Genomic DNA, 19155 nt, shown 5'->3' on the forward strand with positions numbered 1-19155 from the left:
CGATGAGCATAAAAGCGAAGCTGACGCTTATTTTCGCCCTGCTTTTAGGGGTAGTCGCTCTAGTGGTGGCCTTGAATCAGGGCATCGCTCGGGACGCCCGCGACGAGCTGGAAACCTACTTGGTGGACATCGCTCCGGCGATCGAGCTGGCCCGCGAAATCCAGTACACATCCGAGGAGCTGAACCTTCTGCTGCTGGGAGAATTCAGCGACCCGAGCGGCTTCGACTTGAAGGAATCGACGCGCCTGAAGGGCTTGTTCGAGGTGGAGCTTCCTTATCAGAAGTCGAGATTGAGCGAAGTGCGCCAGGCCGAGTTCCTGGAGCCGGTCGAAGTCGAAATCCTCGATCGCATCCGTGGCGATATGAATCAGCTGATCACTGTTTCTCAGGAAACTTACGGTCTTCTCGAGCGGAGAAATCTGGATCTCGTGGATGATGGCATCGTGACTCAGCGTGCCCAAACATTGGAGACGCAGATCGAGCGGCTCTCTCGGAGCCTAGAAATCGCTGTGAGCGACCTGCTTCTTCGGTTGGAGGCGAGAAGCCTGAACTCCCAGCGCGAACTGACGGAGAGCTTGCATCGCGTGAGCAATGTGGTGCTCTACGCTGGCTTGATCGGCGGTTTGGTCGCCTTGGTCCTGATCGCGCGGGTTCTGCTGGGTTTCTCATCGCAGATCGGCTGGCTGACCGAGGGAACCAAGCGAGTCCGTGATGGCGAATTGAATACGGTGGTTCGTTCAAGCGGAAGGAACGAGCTCGCCGACCTGGCGGAGTTTTTCAATCATATGACCGCTTCGTTGAAGGAGTCTACCGCTCGTCAACGCGAAGCCAAGGAAGCCGCGGAAGCTGCCAATCGGGCCAAGTCGGAATTCCTGGCAAACATGAGCCATGAGATTCGAACGCCGCTCAACGGGGTCATCGGTATGACCAATCTCCTTCTGGATACCAAGTTGACCGAAGACCAGTATCGCTATGTCAAAAGCGTCAGTCAAAGCGGCGATTCCTTGATGCTGATCCTCAACGACATTTTGGACTTTTCGAAGATCGAAGCGGGCATGCTGGCCATCGAGACCATCGACTTCGATCTGCTGGAGGTCTTGGACGAAGTGGTCGGCCTGCTAGGGGCGAAAGCGCAGGAAAGCGGGCTCGAACTGGCGAGCGGCTGCGACATCAAGACGCCACTGAAGCTTCGAGGGGATCCTGGCCGCGTGCGGCAGGTCCTGATGAATCTGGTGGGCAACGCCATCAAGTTCACCGAACAGGGCGAGGTGGTCCTATGGGTATCGGTGGCGGAGCGAAGCGAGAGCCAGTGCCTGCTGAAGTTTTCCGTCAAGGATACCGGGATCGGCGTGCCGGAGGGCATGTTGGACCGCGTTTTCCGAAAATTCAGCCAAGCGGACGCGTCGCATACGCGCAAGTTCGGCGGCACCGGACTCGGTTTGGCCATCTCGCGCCAGTTGTCTGAGCTGATGGGCGGGGAGTGCGGCGTGCTCAGCCCTTGCCGCGAGCAGCGATCGGAAAACGGCGGGGGCGGTCCTGGCTCGGAGTTCTGGTTCACCGTTCGCCTCGGCATCGTCGAACAGGAAAACCCCTTGCCCGATGACGCCTCCGACTGGAAGGGCAAGCGCTTGCTGCTGGTCCACCATCACCCGCTGCAGCGCAGCTATTTGCTCAATCGCCTGCAAAGCTGGGGCATCGATGCCAGGCCGGCCGCCGACTCGAGCGAAGCCTTGCTCATGGTCGCCGAAGAAGGCTTCGACGCCGCGATCGTCGAGGTGGAGTCACCCGGATCCGACGGATTCGATCTCTGCGAGCGCTTGCGAAAGCTCCCGGCGAGCGAAGGCATCCATCTGGCCGTGGCGAGTTCGCTCAAGGATTCGCCGCAACGGGCTCGGTTGGCCGCGGCGCAAATCACCTGTTTCCTCTCGACGCCGATTCGCCACGACGAGCTTTGCTCGCGCCTGAGCGTTCTGTTTCGCGGAGATAGCTCACAGCTGCGGACGGTCGAGCCTCAAGGCATCAGCGGTCTGGCCAGCTGTCGGCTGCGCGGCATCCGCGTGCTGCTGGCGGAGGACAATCTGACCAATCAGCGTGTCGCCTTGGGAATCCTCTCAAAGCTCGGGGTGGTGGCGGAAGCCGTGGAGAACGGGAGGGAGGCGATTGCCGCGCTGGAGCAGTTCGACTACGATCTGGTCTTGATGGACATGCAGATGCCGGAGATGGATGGCCTGGAAGCCACGCGAAGGATTCGAAGCGGGGCGAGCAAGGCGCGAAACCCGAATCTTCCGATCGTGGCGTTGACCGCGAACGCCATGTTGGAGGACCGGGCGCGTTGCATCGAGGCTGGCATGGTCGATTTCATCTCCAAGCCGGTCGAAGTGCAGGCTCTTGTGAAAGCCATGGAGGGAGCCTTGTCGGTTTCTGGCCAAGCGCATCGGGTGGCGTCAGGCCATGACCTCGCCGCGGAGTCGAAATGGGTAGCGCGGCGGGGCGCGCCGGTATCGGATCCCGTGTGGGATCAACCTTCGTTTCTGGCCCGAGTGATGGGCGATCGCTCCGTCGCGGACGCGGTCCTAAGGGCTTTTCTCGGCGAGCTGGGCAAGCAGATCGACGACTTGGAAAACTGCTGGGACAATCGGGATCGAGTCAAACTGGAAGGCGTTCTGCATCGGCTCCGCGGTTCGAGCGAGAGCGTCGATGGTAGCGGGCTGGCGCAGGTTCTCAGGTCCATCGAAGAGGATTTGAGCGCGGGTGAACTGGATTTCGAAACCGACCGTTTGCAGTCGGTTCGGGCCCGCGGTCGAGAGCTGACCGACACCATCGCGACGTATCTCGGCGCGTAAGCGATTTCGATGGACGTGCCCTTCGGTTGCGTTCAACGGGTAATTGTTTTCCCGTTGCTCAGCGAAACGCGGTCGCTACGTAACGAGGTTCTGCCATTTCCCAACTGCTCCGCGGTCGAGTCTGCTGAGTTCGCCCCAAGCGCGATCCGAATCCGTGCCAATTCATCTCCATATCAACGAAACGCCTGCCGACGGTCCGCTGGGCGCCTCCCTGTTCGAGGCTGCGGAGTCGATCGGAGTGCGCGTGCCTACGTCCTGTCGAAAGTCGGGCAAATGCAAGGAATGCCTGGTCGAGGTCAGCGAAGGCATGGAGCTTCTCACCCCGCGCGGCGAGGAGGAGGCCCACCTGAAGGATGCCTTCCGCCTATCGTGCCGCTGCCGTGTGGCTGCCGAAAGCGGGGTGGTGCGCTGCCACACGATGCGGCGCGGCCAGATGCGGATCGAAAGCCATTCCGTCGAGCTGCTGGGAAACCGAGAGAGACTCCCGCTCAATCCGGCGGTCACGCGCGACGGGCACCGCGTCCTGCTCGATGGCGAACAGATCGATTCCGGAGAGGGTCCGATCTACGGCATCGCCATGGACCTGGGCACCACCACGGTGGTGTTGCGGCTCATCGATCTTGAAAACGGAAAGGTCGTGGCTGACGCGTCCTTCGAAAATCCGCAGCGCTTCGGCGGATCCGACGTCATGTCGCGCATCCAGTACGACACGGAGCAAAAGGGAAGGGTGCTTCAGCGCGCCTTGCTGGGCTATCTAAGCCATGCCATCGAGGAGTTTCCGGTCGATCGACAGCGAATCTACGAGGTAGTGGTGGCGGCCAACTCCACCATGCGGGACATTCTCTTCGGCTTGGATGTCTACTCCATCGGCCAGAATCCCTACCAATCGCTCAGCGAAATCGAGATGGCCCAGGGCAAGCGCTCTTCCACCAGCCTCTCGACGACGGCGAAGCAGCTGCGCTTGCCGATTCATCCGAAGGCCCGGGTGCACGGATTGCCCATCGTGAGCGGCCACGTGGGAGCGGATGCTGCGGCCTGCATGCTAGCGGTGGATTTCGCCAATGAGAAACGCGCTGTGGCCTTGATGGATATCGGCACCAACACCGAGCTGATCGTGGGAAACCGAGGTCGGCTCATCGCGGCATCCTGCCCGGCCGGACCGGCCTTCGAGGGAGGCGCCATTCGCTTCGGCATGCCCGGGCTGCCTGGAGCTATCGAAAAGGTTCGCCTCGACGATTTCGGCGACGAAGTCGAGTCGTATTCAGTGATTGGTGACGGCGAGCCGGTGGGAATCTGCGGGTCCGGTTTGATCAGTCTGCTCAGCGAACTGCTGCGCACGGAAAAGATGAACGCCCTCGGACGCTTCGAAGACGAACCGGAAATCGCCCTAGCGGAAACGGATGGGGAGAGGATAGTGTTCACCGAAGGCGACGTCAACGAACTCGCCCAAGCCAAAGGGGCGAACGTGGCCGGTTTGCGCATCGCGTTCAAGGAGCTGGGGATTCGTTTCGAAGACCTGGACATGTTCTATCTGGCGGGGGGCTTCGGGCGCCATCTCGATCTGGAAGCTTCCAAACGCATCGGACTGATCCCCAATCTTCCCGACGAACGCATTGCCCAAGTCGGCAACGCTGCGGTTGAAGGAGCCTGCATCGCTTTGCTTTCAGTCGACAAACGGGCGGAGCTGGAGGCGATGGTGAAGCGGGTTCGCCATTGCCGCCTCGAGGCGGACGCGGGCTTTTTCGACTTTTTCGTGGAAGGGTGCCAGTTTAAGCCGGTGCAAAGCGAGGAGGCGATGTGCTGAGGTTTTTCGACCAGACGCCTGAGTTCGCTGTTCCAGATCGTGAATACGCGCGACTGCTCGGATTTCCCGTCGAACGGCTCACGCAAGGCCGTTCTTCGGAAATCGCTGCCATGACGCGAGATTGGTATTCAAAAAATGGCGACCCTTGGGTCTTCGCTAACCAGATCGACTCCCTGAAGGTCACGGACCATGGTTTGGCGCTGGATGGCGTACCCTTCCAATCGCAAGCCCTGCAGGACAGTTTCAGCAAGGCGGAAGCCCACTCGGCTGTCCTGGTGGCGCTCAGCGCGGGCGATGCGGTGACGCGACGCTCCGCCGAGCTATGGAATCAGGAGAAGCCGGACGAGTACTTCTTCATGGAGATGTTCGGCGGCGCTGTGGTGGAGGCGTTGGTCACCCGCGCTGGCGCCAAGCTTTGCGAGTGGGCGGACCCGCAAGGCATGATCGTTCTTCCGCATTGCAGTCCTGGCTATCCCGAATGGGATGTTTCTCAGCAGAACAAATTGCTGGAACTGATCGCTGGTCGAAGCGAAGGGGCTCTCGATGGTAGGCTAGGGGTTCTGGACTCCGGCATGCTGGTGCCGAAGAAATCGCTGCTGGCTGTATTCGGCATTTCCCGACAAGTGGAAAAGGCGACCAAGGTCGGCTCGTTGATTCCTTGCCAAGGCTGCTCCCTGGAAGGCTGCGCCTACCGACGTAAACCTTACTTTTTGGATACGGTGAAAGACTTGTCTGACGATCATGAACCGGTCGTCCCATTCGAAGAAAACTCGAGTCCGCTCACGGTCGATGCCCGTTATTCGACCAGCACGCGAGCCTTGCGCAAGTGGGCTGATTCTCGCCTCACGCTCCAGCCTAAGAATGATGGCGGCTACGAAGCGGTTTTTGCCTACGATGGCACCACCTGCTCGAACATGGGGCACCCTATCCGCTACCTCTACCGCATATCGGTCGCGGGTCCGGAAAACGAATACAAGGTTCTGGCCGCTCGCTGCCATCCAGCGGAGGACGATTTCGGCCACGAGAAGCAATGCGAATACCTGAAAAACGCCTCCGCTCTGGATCGCGCCATCGCCCAGGAGACCCCGCTTGTCGGCCAGCCTTTGGAAGCCGTGTTGAGCTGGAGTCGCCCGGCGAGCTCCGCGGGTTGCTTTTGCGAGGCGGGCAGTCGCGAACGCAAGTGGGCTATCGCCTACGAGGTCCTGCACTTTCAAATGGCGCGCCTGGAGAAGGAGCGTCGCCCGGCCAGCTAGTGAACGTTTTCACCCTTTGGCGTTTCCATTTCGCGGCCCGCCTGTAGAACGGAGCTCAGTTTTCCACTTCATCCCGTAGCCGATCCCCCAAATATTCCCCTCTATGATCAAAGTTTGCGATATCGATCCTGCCGCCAAGGAGAAGCTTCCGCCACGGTTCCAGGACAAGTCCGGCATCGGCGTGCACTACGTCGACGCCTTCATCAAGCCCATGAAAGTGAAGCTGGACGACGGCACGCGCATCCAATGCAAGCGAAAGGGGCTGCAGCTGCAGCTTCGGGTGGGAAAAAAGCGCGGTTCCGGGCTGATGCGTCGTCTGGAAGTGAGCAAGGATCCGGTTGCGATGCTCGCCGCCGCACTGAAGGAAGCCGCCGACGAAGCTGGGGTGGAGCTGAAGCTGACCGAATCGGAGATTCTGATCTCCGGGCACGACGCCTAGCGTAACGCCTTTATCATGGCGATTTCCGAGGGGTCTTTGGACTTTGGAAACGGCTTGGGGTCGCTGGGGATGGCAAAGCCTTGGCTGAGGTAGAATCCGACGGATGGACCAGTTGGCGGGCTGAGCACGAACAGCGACTTCGCCTTGGCGCCCTTGGCCGCGGATTCCATCTCCATGAAAAGCGACTTGGCCACGCCGCGCATGCGGTAGTCGATGCTGACGTAGAGAGCCAGGATCTGGGAAAGGTCCTTGCGGGCTCCGTTTTTGAGCAGAGCGAAGCCGCACATGCGATCTCCGTCGAAGGCTCCGAACGCGACCGCGTCCGCCTCCAGTTCCCTTTGCCATACAGGAAGGCGTTGGTCCCAGAACGCTGGATCGGATGCGATCTCCGATTCCTCCTCGAAGCACTTGAGCTGATCGCCGACTCGCCGGTATCGCGTCTGCACGACCTCGTAGCGGTCGATATCGTAGACGCGTTTGAGTTCGTCGCTGCCAAGTTTCCTGAATTCGAGTGGAATGATCATTCGCTGGGTCGGAGAAGAGAAATCAGATCCATTGCTTGCAAGAAGATTCACCCGTCTGTAACGCAGGGCGGATGATTCTTCCCCTAGAAGACGGTTGTGGCGACATTTTGAGCAAAGCCCAGAAAGGGCTCGGCATCAGCACCGAAACGCTCGCGGAGCGGACGGGCGTTTCCGAGAGCATGATCCGGTCCATGCGCAAGGGCGACTACGATTCCGAGGCGGCGGCCCGCTTGGCGGCTGCTCTGCAGCTGAAACCGCAAGCCTTGCAGGCGATCGCGGAGGGACGTTGGCGCCCTGAGGAGCCCGCCGAGCTGACTGGTTTCGCTCACTTCTCCACCCCTTTCCACGATTGGCAGGTGAACGCGTTTCTAGTCTGGGACGAAGCGACACGAGCCGCGGTGGCCTTCGACACGGGCACCGATGCCAGCCCCATGGTCGAGACGCTCGAGCGAAAGGGGCTGAAGTTGCAGGCCCTGTTTCTTACTCATGCCCATCGCGACCATGTGGCTGGCATTCCCGCTTTGCGGGCCAAGAGGGAGTTTCCGATATATTTGAGCGCCTCCGAGCCCGGCGGGCCGAGGGGGGGCACCCGCATCGGCGCCGGAGAAACGAAACGCTTCGGCGGGCTCAGTATCGAAGGATTCGAAACCCCGGGGCACACCGAGGGCGGCATGAGCTTTCGCGTTGGCGGGCTCGGGCGGGGGATCGCCATCGTGGGCGACGCGCTGTTTGCGGGATCCATGGGAGGGACGTCGATCGAGGCCTACGAGCGCGGTATCGATTCGCTGCAGCGCATCCTCGAACTCCCTGAGCAGACTCGGCTCGCGCCGGGGCACGGGCCGCTGACCACGGTTGCGGAGGAGCTCCGGATGAACTGTTTCTATCGCGGCTAGCCTGGTCGCCTCACCAGCCGTTTACGCCTTGCCTTGCAAATCGAGGCCCACCTAGATTTCGCCCATGCCTAGTCCTCAGCGCACGCCCTTGTTCGACTTCAACGCCTCCCACGGAGGCAGAATGGTGGATTTCGCCGGTTGGGAGATGCCGGTGCAGTTTCAGAGCATCGTGGAGGAGCACAAGGCGACTCGGACGGCCGCGGGTCTGTTCGACGTGAGCCATATGGGGGAAGCGACGGTGGAAGGCCCGCAAGCGGAAGCGTTTCTCAACTACGCGCTTACCAACGACGTCTCGAGCATGGACGACGGGAAGGCCCTCTACAGCCTGATGTGCTATCCGAACGGCGGGGTGGTGGACGACCTGCTGGTCTACCGGAGAGCGGAGAACCGATACCTGCTTTGCCTCAACGCCGCAAACGCCGAGAAGGACCTGCGCTGGCTCGCCACGGAAGCGGAGAATTTCGATGTGGAGGTGAAGGACGTTTCCTCCTGTTACGGATTGATCGCGGTGCAAGGACCCAGGGCCTTCGAGATTCTGGAGCCCCTGGCGGATAGGGACTTGTCCACGCTCGGCTACTATCGCTTCGTCGAGGGCAAGATCGACGGAATCGATTGTCTGATCAGTCGAACGGGCTACACCGGGGAAAAGGGAGTGGAGCTGTTTGTGAGCTGGGAGGAAACGCAAGCTCTGGCCGAGGCCGTGCTGCGAGCGGGCGCTGATCTTGGCTTGGCGCTCGCGGGGTTGGGAGCCCGCGACAGCTTGCGCTTGGAGGCGGGTTATTCGCTCTATGGCCACGAAATCGACGAAAAGATTTCCCCGGTGCAGGCGGGACTGATGTGGACGGTGAGCCTCAAGAAGCCCGGCGACTTCATCGGCAAGGACGCCTTGCTCAAAGAAAAGGCGGAAGGGCCCACCCAGCGCATCGTGTTTTTCAAAACCGGATCGCGGCGCATCGCTCGTCCTGGAACTCCGGTGGTCCAGGAGGGCGCCTCGGTCGGCTCCGTCGTTTCCGGCACCTTTTCCCCGATCCTGAACGAAGCGATCGGATCCGCTTTGGTGGACGCCAGCTTGGTTAAGGCGGAAAACCTGGCGGTGGATCTGCGTGGGAAGGCCTTTACGATCGAGCTCACCAAACCGCCATTCCTCGCCCTCAATCCGCAGGGCTGACCATTTCTAACTTGTCCGCCGCATTCGGCCTGACAAATATCGGCCCCGCTTTCTCCTTTTATCCACAAACCTTTGTCTCCTCCATGAGCATACCGACTGACCTGAAATACACCAAAGACCACGAATGGCTGAAACTGCTCGATGACGGCTCCGCCATCATCGGAATCACCGATTTCGCCCAAAACAGCCTTGGCGATATCACCTTCGTGGAAGTGCCGGAGGTCGGGGACAGCTTTTCCGCAGGAGACACCTTCGGGGTGGTCGAGTCGGTGAAGGCCGCGTCGGATCTCTACATGCCGGTCGACGCGGAAGTGGTGGAGGTGAACGAGGGACTCGAAGACGCTCCGGAAAGCGTCAACTCCGATCCATACGAAACCGGCTGGATCATCAAGGTGAAGCTCTCCGAAGAAGCGAACCTGGACGACCTACTCGACGCCAAGGCATACGAGGAAATCGCTCAAGACTAGCGGCGCGCCCATCTGAAAGGCCGCGCTCGAAACCGCAAGCGCTTCGGCCTTTTTCATGCGCTCAAAACGTAGCAAAGCCCGGAAGCGCTCTCCCGGGCTTTTCTTTTGCGCCGATCAGCGTCAAAAGCTGTCAGCGGTTTATGAATACGAACTCCTGGGCCAGCTTTGTGCGCGTGGGGCGGGATCCCGAGGTCGGGCGTGTGAACTGCCATTGCGAAAGGGCGTCCTGAGCGGCGAGCACCATTCCGAGCTCCACGTCGCCGTCTATCCGGTCCAAGGTCGGCATGCGAACCTTTCCCCATTCGTCCACAAAGAAGGTGAACCTAGCCTTGGATCCTTCGTGTTCTTTGATGGCTTCCAGCGGTACGGCAGGATTGACCTGGTGAATTGGACGAATCGGCGTATCCAGCTTATGGGCACTCGTGAGCTCCTCCTTTTCTCGATTGTATCCAAAGATCTGATTCATGCGGGCCATGTCCATTCCCGTCGTCAGATCGAAGCTCAATACAGCGCCTTTGGCGGAAAAGTTGATATCCAGATAAGTCACGACGGTGCGACTCTTTCCATTGATTTTGGGAGGCGAGAACTCCCAACTGTGGATGACTCTGGCTATGGCTTCCACGAAATCGGGGTGACTCGCTTCGAGGTCCATCCAATCGCGCAGTTCGCCGGTGTGGTCGACTTCCATGGCGATGCGTACCTTTCCCTCCAGGTAGCCTTCGTTGAGCATGGATGGGGGGAACAATGGGCGACGGGTGACGTCGATCGTAAAATCGATACCGTGGGTATCGAGCGTGTAGTGTTCAGTCTCTGCTCTAGCGACTGCGCTCGCAAGGCCCGCTAGGAGACAGAGGCCCGCAATTAGACGTGTTTTCATCATCGGTAAACTCCTCTTTTTTCGTATTTTCGTTAGGTGGGGCCCTATCGTGTATACGCTTGGCAGGCGCGGATCACTTCACCGAATGCGCTGTTTTTCTCCTTGTGTATCGAGCGAGTAAATACATTGCGAAAAGGGCGAGGTGAAGATGTAAAAAAAACGCCCCGCTCGAAAAAACGGCTTCGAGGGCGGCGAGCGGGCGAACGGATCGGGCCGCTATTTTACAACTCCCACGCCGTTTTTGTTTTTGAAGCGAAAGGGCTGAGCCACGCGGGAGACCACGGGCTTGCCGTCCACTGTGGGGGTGTTGAAGCGCCACTTTATCAGGGCGTCTTGAGCGATGACCAGCAGCCGCTCGTCGACCTTGTCGTCGGCTTCCCGCAGCGTGGGGATGCGGACTCGGCCTTCCGTATCGATGAAAAAGTCGAAAATCGCGTTCACCTGCTCGCGCTCCTCCAGAAGGTCCACATGAAACTCCGGTTTCGCGATTTCGATGGGCTCGGGCACCTTGTCCAGTTCCCATACGCCGTAGATCCGGTACTCGTCGTCGGTCAGGATGTCGTTTCCGAACGGCAGGACGAGGTGGAATCCAGTCGTTTCGTAGACGACTCCGTCGAGGCGGAAATTGATCACCAGTCGGCTGGCGACTGGAGCTGGCTCGCCATCGGCGTAGGGGACGGAGAACTTCCAGCGATCGATCACGCGTTCCACCGAACTGGCGAATTCGAGATGGCTCGCTTCGATCAGAAGGTAGTCCGCGAGCTCGCCGAACTGGTTGACGAAGACGGCGAACACCGCCTTGCCCTTGAAGACGCCACGCTGCTTCAGAGCGGGCGGAAAGATCGGGTCTGGCCTGTTTTCGATGGCGAACTGGATCCGCGTCCGGGCGTTCGCGTCATAGCGATGCACCTCGGGCTCCTCCGATGAAAGAGGGCTGATAAACGCCATGCAGGCCGCTAGCAGGATCGTTATCTGTAGGAATCTCATTGGGAGCGAGGCGTCTCGGTTCGCTGATCGCGGGGATGAAACATAACAGCTTTACGCCAGCGCAAGGAAGATCCCTTCACTTCTACAAAATTTGAAGGGGTGCTTGTCTTTAGGGGGTATCTCGATGGTAATTCTCTGCCTCCGAATCGCTTCGGAGCTCTGACCTCAACCCCATGCAAATGCCAGACGACAAGGACCTCGACGAAGTGATGGATCGCTGGGACGCGGATTTCCGCAGCGACTCCAATCTCGCCTTTCGCGTAGTCGCGGAGGGAGCTCGGCGTCAGCGCGCCCAGGGCGCCACGGATTCGCTGATCGACTGGCTGAAGACGGCGCTGGAGCGCCCGGGGTTGGCGGCCGCGTTCGCGATTCTTTTCATCCTGGTGGGCGTTGGCATCGGACAGTTCCTGCAGCTTCGGGCTCGTTCTACGGAGGAGGATCTAACTTTGACCTATCGGCTTACCATCGATCCTTTGTATCGCTTAAAAGCGGTGGCCGGGGTGGATGACTTGAACAGCAGCGACGCCTTGAAGTCGCCTCGGCTCACCGAGGAACAGGCCAATGTGCTGTTGAGCAGTCTAGGTTGGCTGCAGGGGGAGCTCGGACTCTCGGAGCCTCAGTACGAGAAGATCTCCGCCCTGCACAGCGACTACGAGCGCGAGTTCGACGCCTTGTTCGTTGAACTCATTCAGTCGCACCAAGCGTACCAGGAAATCGATAGCAAGCGGCTCGCAAACGATGTCATCGACTATTTCGAGCTTTATCAACTGCTGCAGGAGCAGCGTCGCTTGAGCGAGGAATCCTCGCGACTGACCTCCGAGCTGATGCAAAAGGTTTCCCAAATCATAGAGCCTGCCCAGCGTGAGCGCTATCGTAAGCTTTTGCACAACGTATACCCCAACTTTGCCAAAGCTGGCGATGCCCGCAGGGATGTCTGAACGCGACGTAACGGATCGAGACCTGATGCAGGCGTTGGTTGCTGGCAACCAGCGGGCGCTTGATCGCATCATCGAGAGATGGGAACGTCCGCTCTATTCCTTCGCCTTCCGCTACCTGCAAAACGAAGCCCTGACCCGCGACATCGTGCAGGAGACCTTCGTGCGCGTCTACACGAAGCGCGAACGCTACAATCCGGACTTTCCGCTTTCCTCGTGGATTTTCACGATCGCGGCCAATCTTTGCAAAAATCGAGCTCGCTGGCGCATGCGCCATCCTGAGGTCTCGCTGGAAACGCCGATCGGAGGCGAGGATGGCAAGGACGCCCTGCGCATGGAGGACGTGGTCGCTACGGAACAGCCGCAGCCCGGGGAGCGCTTGCAAGCCGACGAGGAGCTGAGGGCCCTCAAGCGAGTAGTCGCCAGCTTGCCCCACGATTTGAGAACCGCCGTGCTGCTGCACCACTACGAAAACGTTTCCTACAAGGAAATCGCCGATATCGTCGGCTGCTCGGTGCGTGGGGTGGAGACCCGTCTCTACCGGGCTCGAAAGCTCCTGCGGGTTCGGATGAAACAGGTTTTAGGAAGCGAAGACGCAGCGGAAAAAAAAACGACATTTCCCGCTAGCTCCTTCTCGCTTTCCGAACTGGGCCATCTAGCCGACGGCTGAGAGCGAGAGGAGCTTCGGAAAAGGTCGCGTGAGGACAGCGGGCCCGGAGTGGCGAGAAACGAGGCCTTGTTGGTTCGAGCCTTGTCGAAGCAGCGTCGGGCGCCGCTAACGCATCGGGCTGAGTCCCAGTCGGACGCGCTTGCGCAAAGCGATGGATTGAGCCTCGATCTTGTCCTCGGCGCAGAAGATGCGGTTTCGCAGGGAATGCTCCCTCGAATGGGTCCTCAGAAGCTCGTCGACGCAATTCGCCTCGAGTTGCGAAAACGTTCGATCCAAATGCTTGCCTTTGAAGATGAAGCGAAACTCCAAGCCATGGGAGTGGTTGTTGACCTCGATCGATAGCTCTTCGATCTGCCGGCAGAAGCGAGTGACCATGGTCAGATCGTCGGCAAATTCCACCATGCGAAGCGAGGCTTGCTGGTCGAGATTCGCTTTGATGCTTTCCTGAGGCGCCCGATTCGAGAAGCCGTAGGAAATGCCAAGGCTGGGAAGCCGTTCGGCGGCCCAGGCCTTCACGGCATGCGGACTGGAAAGCGAAGCGAGTCGAATGGCATCGGCGTATCGAACGTGAGCTTCGATGAATTCCTCCAAGGCGAGGTCCTCCGAGGATCTCGCTTCATCGCCAATGATATCCGGCAGCATCCGGTCCGCTAGACTGCGAAGCGAACGACCGAGCGGGACCATGTTGGCTCCGGGACGGGCGCTCGTAACGGCGGGAGGACCGCCTGGTTTTGGAAAAGGTGCGATCATAAAACAATTCTCTTTCTTTACGAGTTGGTTAGATCGCCAGGTGGTATCCAAGCACCTGACGTTTGTATCCACATGTTCGGGACCTAGCGGTCCACATTAGTAGATCGTCAGGAAAACAACCAAGTATTCGGGAAACTGCAGAATTTTGATAAAAATCACATCCCGAGCCCTGCCCTTGCGAACTCGACGAGCTGCTGGAACGGAGAGCCTTTAAGGGCTACTGAGTAGCGTTCCCATTTTCCATAGGGAAGCCAATCCAGGCCGCCCGAAGCTTGCTTCTCTAGTTCGCTGGATCGCTCGCGTTTGAGCCAAGTCACCCGAGCTCTCCGGAGCGCGCGCTTTCCAGCTTGCTCGGCTAGCGATGAGAAAAACCTCCAGCTCCCAGCAGCGGCACTGGCTCGTCGATTCTGCGATTCAGCGACGACATATTTAGGAGAGTATTCAAAGATTAACTACGCTGCGCCTCTCCAATCGCCGAGTCGAGTCTCCCTCCCGATGGGGACGGTGGGGCGATGCCCTGCCGGAGAGGTTCGCCGCTGGCGCAGGGGGCGGTTTAAAAATGAAGATTCATTCTACGACGATCGTGTAAAGAACTCCTCATTTTCTAATCGCGAATATCAATTTCACTTTACACTCCGACCCGAACTCTAATTAATGAACAGCGTTTCTTAGGTATACATTCGTACGCCTGCTGAAGCCTCGCGAAAGCGTGCTTCAACCCTCCGTCATCCCCCACACACAGCAAGATGTCTAAATCCTCATCCGACAAGGCGAGCAACGATCGCGCCCTAAGGTTTTATCGCGATGTGCTTGGCCTCGAACGGCTTCACTACGGTATTTGGAAAGAAAGCGACGAGTTGACCTTCGACGCTTTGAAACGAGCGCAGCAGCGCTACGAGGATCTGTTGATCGACAGCATCCCTGAAGACTGCTCGTTGGTGCTGGATGTTGGCTGCGGAACGGGCGAGATGTGTATGAACCTGCAGAAGCGCGGTTTTCAGGTGGAGGGACTCTCGCCAGATCGCAACCAGAAGAAGATGTTCGCGGAAAAGATAAAGGCTCCGTTCCACCACACCAAGTTCGAGGAATTCGAACCGGAGGAGGATCGCTACGATTGCATCATCATGAGCGAATCCGCCCAGTACATCCCGATGGAGCGCCTTTTCAAGGTTGCCCGCAAGGCGCTGAAGCCGGGTGGGCATCTGATCGTTTGCGACTATTTCGTGCGTGACCACGACGCGGGAATCTTGTCCAAAAGCGGCCATTGCTACGAGACCTTTCAAAAGCTTTCCGCTGATCAGGGCTTCAAGGTCATCCATCGCGAGGACATCACGGAGGCCACTGCCAAGACACTTGAAATGGGCAAGGAGATCGTGGATCGGCTCCTGGCTGGCTTGGATATCTTCACGGAGCGTTTCCGTGAGCGAAACCGTTTGTCCTACCGGTTCGTCTGCTGGCTTTTAAGGAAGAAGATCAAGAAGGCGCAGGACCAGTTGCCCTTGCTCGATGCCCAACGATTCTGCGAGGTGAAGCGCTACGAGTTTTTCCTTTTCCAAGCGTTGCCGACGGCCAGCGCGATCGACGAAGACGAGGAATTGGCGGCCGGAGCGGCCTAGCGTTTGCCCCGAAAGTGACGGCACGCGAGCTGTCTTGGCTTTGCGAATACGGCGGAATCGCGACGAAGTCCCAATCTGGTTTGAGCTTTGCTCGGATGTGGATTTAGTGGACGCATGATCATTCCTAAGACCCCGAAGCTCTCGCCGGAACAGATAAAGGAACTGCGGGACATTGTTGGCGAATTCCAATGTTCCATCCAGGAGATTGTGGGCGCTGGGCAAAACGTTTACGCCATCGTAGGCGACGAGCGTCACGAATTGATGATCAATCGGATCGAAGGGTTGAGCTACGTCGATCGGGTGGACACGATTCAGTCGCCGCACAAGCTGCTTGATATCAGGTCGGAGCTGCGCAACCACCGCGTTCGATTCGGCGGGGTGGAGTTGGGCAAGGAGCTGCTGCTGATCGGCGGTCATTGCACGATCTCTCCCAAGGAGCCAAACCTGTTCTACGAGACCGCTCAGGCCCTGAAAGAGGCGGGCATCCACGGTTTGAGGGGGGGCGTTTGGAAGCCGCGCACGAATCCGTATTCATATCAAGGAGACGAAAAGGCTTTGGAGATTCTCATGGAAGCCTCCGTTAGGACGGGGTTGCCGGTGAACACCGAGGTGATGAACGAAGAGCAGTTGGACATCGCTCTGGACGCAGGGGTTCACATGCTGCAGATCGGGACGAGAAACGCATTGAACTATTCGCTGCTGCAGCAAGTCGGGAAGCGTATCGCCCAACGTGATACGGTAGTGCTGCTGAAACGCGGGCGTCACATGGGACCGGTCAACGAATTCATCTCCGCTGCGGAATATATCGTCAACTTCGGCAATCCGAACGTGGTGCTCTGTCCGCGCGGGACTTTGCCTGGCTTGGAAGGCTATCGGAATCATCCCGACGAATCGGTGACGCCGCTGCTTCGGGAACGCACCTGGGCTCCGGTGGTCGTCGACCCTTCGCATTCGGTGGGCAAGGCGATGTATGTCGAATCCTGCAGCATGGCCGCGGTGGCCTACGGGGCGGACGGGTTGTGTATCGAATCGCACCTCGATCCGGTGTCTGGCCTTGGGGACGACCCTAAGCAAGCGATCACCCCGGATGCGTTCAAGGCCCTGGCTGAAAAGTGCCGAGCCATCTGGAAGCTGAGGAATCCGTGAGCCAATGTTTGCGGAAGGAGCGAAAGTTTAGCCTTTCAATCGCTGGCCCCTTCGGGTGTCTTGCGGTCATGGATGATGCTCTAGAGGCTAGAATCGCTCTCGGAAAGACCTTGGTCAGGGAGCAAGTCGAATATTTTTCCGCCCAGTTCGGAAACGTCGCGAGCGAGTGGAAGCACGATGGATCCCGAGTGACGGAGGCGGATATTCACCTTTCGCTGGTTTTCGCGGACGCCATTGGCGAAGCCTTTCAGAAGGACCAGTTTTTCAGCGAGGAGCTGGACCATGGTCAGAAGTCGATCCCTGCTACCTCGACCTACGCGTGGTTGCTGGATCCGATCGATGGCACGAACAACTTCGCTCGTAGGATTCCAACCTGCTCCATTTCTCTGGCCCTTCTGAAGGATGGGAATCCGGTCTACGGTTTCATCTGGGACCATGCATCAAGAAAGCTGATACACGGCGGGTCGGGAGCGGGGTTGTGGCTTGACGACAAGAAGGTCGAGCGGACCGATGCGCCATTGAACGGTCAAAGCCTGATCTGCGTACAAGGTCAGGGGCATGAGGAGGCCATCGCGGACGAGAACGCCTTGCAGCGCACTTTCAAGTTGAGAGGGTTCGGGAGCAGCGCCCTTCACATGGCCTATGCCGCTTTGGGCTGGACCGACGGCGTGATCGCTCATCGCGTCAAGTCCTGGGATATCGCAGCCGGTATGGCTCTCTTGTCGGCCGTCGGTGGCTGCACCCGATTTTTCGATACCGAAGTCTTTCCCATCCGCTCCTTCAACTCGAAAGCTGAAGGCTTCGGGCATATCGCTGGCACGGTAGAGATGTGCGATCGAATCGAGAAGGCGACCGGCCGGACTTGTCGCTACACCTTCTAGCGCCCGTTTCGTTCGCTCGCCGCCGCGGCTCGGGCAAGCGCGAGCTTTGTTCAATCTGCCAAAAGAGCGAGGCCCCCTCTAGAATTTCCAGATCATCGGGATGATGACCATGGCGACCACGAAGCAAAGCAGGTTGAGCGGTCCACCGATTTTGGCGAAGTCGGAGAATCGGTAGCCGCCCGCGCCGTAGACGTAGGTATTGGTTTGGTACCCGATCGGAGTGGAGAAGCTCGCTGAGGCGGCGATCGCCACGGTGAAGATGAAGGGCCGCATGCTGACGCCGAGGGTTTCGGCGATGCCGATGGCGAGGGTGGCCATAAGGACGGCTGCGGCGTTGTTGGACAGGATCTCGGTGAGCACGTTGGTCAGGAGATAGACGCAGGCCATCATGACCAGCGGGCGCCAGGTTTCGTTTGTGAAATAGGTCACGCCGTCGATCAGCTTGTCCGCGAGCAAGGTGGACGCCCCGGTTTCGGACATGGCCATGCCGAGGCTCAACATGCCAAAGATGATGAAGAGGATGTTCCATTGCACCGCCGCGTAGCCGTCCTTGGGGCGAATGCAATGGGTGACGAAGAGGGCCACCACCGCCACCACCGCAGCGACCTCGATGCGAGCGATACCGGTAGAGGCGCAGGCTACGACAGCGGCGATGGCCGCCACTGCGGTGAAGCTTTTCTTGTGGTCGGAGCGCGAGGGAATCGCCTGGTGTTCCATCAGGATGATGTCTTCGCTGCCGCTCATGTTCTGGATCGCCTCCTCGGTGCCCAACAGCAGCAAGGTATCGCCAAATTCCAGCCGAAGCGTTCCAAGCTGGTCGCGCAAATTGCGTCCGTTTCGGTGGATAGCGAGCACCACGAGTCGGTAGCGCTGGCGGAAGTTCACCTCCTCGAGCGTCTTGCCGAGGATTTCGGAATTAGGGCCCAGAATGCCCTCCACGATCAGCCCCTCGTGCGCGTTGATGTGTTCCAGTCCCAGTTCGCGTTCCGCGGCAAGATCGATGCCGTCGATGCTACGAGCTTGAGCGAGTCCCGAGGCCCTGCAGGCTAGGAAAAGCCGGTCCCCGGCGGAGAGTTTGACGCTATTCATGCGCCCTTGCAGGGAAACGCCCGAGCGCACAAGATCGATGACTCGCATCCCGCTGGTTCGCTTGAAGCCGGCTTCCTTGAGCGTCTTGCCGATCGCTTCCGATCCGGTGCTGACGAAGGCTTCGGCGATGTATTCCCGACGTTCTTCCTCCGACAGGATGGAGGTGAGGGTCTCTCGCCAAGGAAGTAAGCGGTTTCCGAATACGAGCAGATAGATCAATCCAGCGATGAAGATTGGGATGCCGACGTAAGCGAACTCGAACATGCCGAGCGGCTCTTCGCCAGCGGTCTCAGCGATGCCGCTCACGATGATGTTGGTGCTGGTGCCCAGCAGAGTGCAGGTTCCGCCCAGAATGGAAGCGTAGGAAAGCGGTATCAAAACTTTGGATCCCACTACGCCGATCTTGTTGGAAAGCATCAGCACGATCGGCATCATCACCACCACGACCGGCGTATTGTTGATGAAGCCGGACACGATCCCGGCGATGAGCATGATGACCAGCAGGAACGGGCGATAGCTGAACTTGCTCAATCCCTGCATGCGACGCGTCAAGCTGTTGATCACTCCTGTCTTTTCCAACGCGGCGCTGAGAATGAACATCGCTCCCACGGTGATGGGAGCTGGGTTCGAAAAGACCGAGAACGCCTGCTTCGAATCCAGGATCCCGGTCGCCAGAAGAATGGCGAACACGCTGAGAGCAGTGACGTCCGCTGGAAGCTTCTCCCAGATGAAGCTCGCCAGAGCGAAAAGGAGCAGGGCGAAAACGAATGCGATTTCCCAAGTCATCTGTGGGTAAGGAGGTCTCGCTAAAGG

The 19155-nt window shown here is 58.9% G+C and carries 17 protein-coding genes; 12 read left to right on the forward strand and 5 right to left on the reverse strand.

What is annotated here, in order from left to right; translation table 11 throughout:
* The first annotated feature begins 2 nt into the window (after positions 1–2).
* The 4 genes from QEH54_RS15970 to QEH54_RS15985 all read left to right on the forward strand — a co-directional run bounded on the left by QEH54_RS15970 (position 3) and on the right by QEH54_RS15985 (position 6339).
* Positions 3–2843, forward strand: a complete 2841-nt coding sequence (locus QEH54_RS15970; RefSeq protein ID WP_309019708.1) for a response regulator — start codon at positions 3–5, stop codon at positions 2841–2843.
* A gap of 154 nt (positions 2844–2997) precedes the next feature.
* On the forward strand, positions 2998–4647 hold the full coding sequence (locus QEH54_RS15975) for an ASKHA domain-containing protein (protein WP_309019709.1): 1650 nt from the start codon (positions 2998–3000) through the stop codon (positions 4645–4647).
* A complete protein-coding gene (locus tag QEH54_RS15980; RefSeq protein ID WP_309019710.1) occupies positions 4641–5900 on the forward strand; it encodes a hypothetical protein in 1260 nt (419 codons plus the stop codon). Before QEH54_RS15975 ends, QEH54_RS15980 begins: the two co-directional genes overlap by 7 nt.
* Positions 5901–6003: 103 nt before the next feature.
* Positions 6004–6339 (forward strand): hypothetical protein, encoded by a 336-nt coding sequence (locus QEH54_RS15985; RefSeq protein ID WP_309019711.1) that lies wholly within the window; start codon positions 6004–6006, stop codon positions 6337–6339.
* Here QEH54_RS15985 and QEH54_RS15990 read toward each other — a convergent pair.
* A complete protein-coding gene (locus QEH54_RS15990) occupies positions 6336–6863 on the reverse strand; it encodes a GNAT family N-acetyltransferase (protein ID WP_309019712.1) in 528 nt (175 codons plus the stop codon). The genes QEH54_RS15985 and QEH54_RS15990 overlap by 4 nt on opposite strands.
* Positions 6864–6934: 71 nt before the next feature.
* Here QEH54_RS15990 and QEH54_RS15995 point away from each other — a divergent pair, with 71 nt between their 5' ends.
* From QEH54_RS15995 to gcvH, 3 genes are all read left to right on the forward strand, one after another.
* Entirely contained in the window at positions 6935–7756 is an 822-nt protein-coding gene (locus QEH54_RS15995) for an MBL fold metallo-hydrolase (protein ID WP_309019713.1), read from the forward strand.
* A 64-nt stretch (positions 7757–7820) separates the two neighbouring features.
* On the forward strand, positions 7821–8924 hold the full coding sequence (gene gcvT, locus QEH54_RS16000; RefSeq protein WP_309019714.1) for a glycine cleavage system aminomethyltransferase GcvT: 1104 nt from the start codon (positions 7821–7823) through the stop codon (positions 8922–8924).
* A gap of 83 nt (positions 8925–9007) precedes the next feature.
* On the forward strand, positions 9008–9391 hold the full coding sequence (gene gcvH / locus QEH54_RS16005; RefSeq protein ID WP_309019715.1) for a glycine cleavage system protein GcvH: 384 nt from the start codon (positions 9008–9010) through the stop codon (positions 9389–9391).
* Positions 9392–9521: 130 nt separating this feature from the next.
* Here the strand turns inward: gcvH and QEH54_RS16010 are convergent, their stop codons facing one another.
* Both QEH54_RS16010 and QEH54_RS16015 read right to left on the reverse strand, forming a co-directional pair.
* Positions 9522–10271 (reverse strand): energy transducer TonB, encoded by a 750-nt coding sequence (locus QEH54_RS16010; RefSeq protein ID WP_309019716.1) that lies wholly within the window; start codon positions 10269–10271, stop codon positions 9522–9524.
* A 213-nt stretch (positions 10272–10484) separates the two neighbouring features.
* On the reverse strand, positions 10485–11255 hold the full coding sequence (locus tag QEH54_RS16015; RefSeq protein WP_309019717.1) for a hypothetical protein: 771 nt from the start codon (positions 11253–11255) through the stop codon (positions 10485–10487).
* A gap of 179 nt (positions 11256–11434) precedes the next feature.
* Here QEH54_RS16015 and QEH54_RS16020 point away from each other — a divergent pair, with 179 nt between their 5' ends.
* Together QEH54_RS16020 and QEH54_RS16025 are read left to right on the forward strand one after the other, a co-directional pair.
* The gene (locus QEH54_RS16020) at positions 11435–12193 is read left to right on the forward strand and encodes a hypothetical protein (protein ID WP_309019718.1); all 759 of its coding nucleotides are present in this window, start codon (positions 11435–11437) and stop codon (positions 12191–12193) included.
* Positions 12186–12860, forward strand: coding sequence for a sigma-70 family RNA polymerase sigma factor (locus QEH54_RS16025; RefSeq protein WP_309019719.1), 675 nt, complete (start codon positions 12186–12188; stop codon positions 12858–12860). The genes QEH54_RS16020 and QEH54_RS16025 overlap by 8 nt, the downstream gene beginning before the upstream one ends.
* A 105-nt stretch (positions 12861–12965) precedes the next feature.
* Here the strand turns inward: QEH54_RS16025 and QEH54_RS16030 are convergent, their stop codons facing one another.
* Entirely contained in the window at positions 12966–13610 is a 645-nt protein-coding gene (locus QEH54_RS16030; protein WP_309019720.1) for a hypothetical protein, read from the reverse strand.
* Between the two features lie 746 nt (positions 13611–14356).
* Here QEH54_RS16030 and QEH54_RS16035 point away from each other — a divergent pair.
* The 3 genes from QEH54_RS16035 to QEH54_RS16045 all read left to right on the forward strand — a co-directional run bounded on the left by QEH54_RS16035 (position 14357) and on the right by QEH54_RS16045 (position 17253).
* The gene (locus QEH54_RS16035) at positions 14357–15226 is read left to right on the forward strand and encodes a class I SAM-dependent methyltransferase (RefSeq protein WP_309019721.1); all 870 of its coding nucleotides are present in this window, start codon (positions 14357–14359) and stop codon (positions 15224–15226) included.
* Positions 15227–15340: 114 nt separating this feature from the next.
* Positions 15341–16372: a hypothetical protein gene (locus QEH54_RS16040; protein WP_309019722.1), complete on the forward strand. Its 1032-nt coding sequence runs from the start codon at positions 15341–15343 to the stop codon at positions 16370–16372.
* Positions 16373–16440: 68 nt separating this feature from the next.
* Positions 16441–17253, forward strand: coding sequence for an inositol monophosphatase (locus tag QEH54_RS16045; protein WP_309019723.1), 813 nt, complete (start codon positions 16441–16443; stop codon positions 17251–17253).
* Between the two features lie 78 nt (positions 17254–17331).
* On the opposite strand, the gene QEH54_RS16050 is transcribed toward QEH54_RS16045, so the two are convergent.
* The gene (locus tag QEH54_RS16050; protein WP_309019724.1) at positions 17332–19128 is read right to left on the reverse strand and encodes an SLC13 family permease; all 1797 of its coding nucleotides are present in this window, start codon (positions 19126–19128) and stop codon (positions 17332–17334) included.
* Between the last annotated feature and the right edge of the window lie 27 nt (positions 19129–19155).

It is taken from the genome of Pelagicoccus sp. SDUM812003, from assembly GCF_031127815.1.
Taxonomy (GTDB): Bacteria; Verrucomicrobiota; Verrucomicrobiia; order Opitutales; family Opitutaceae; genus Pelagicoccus.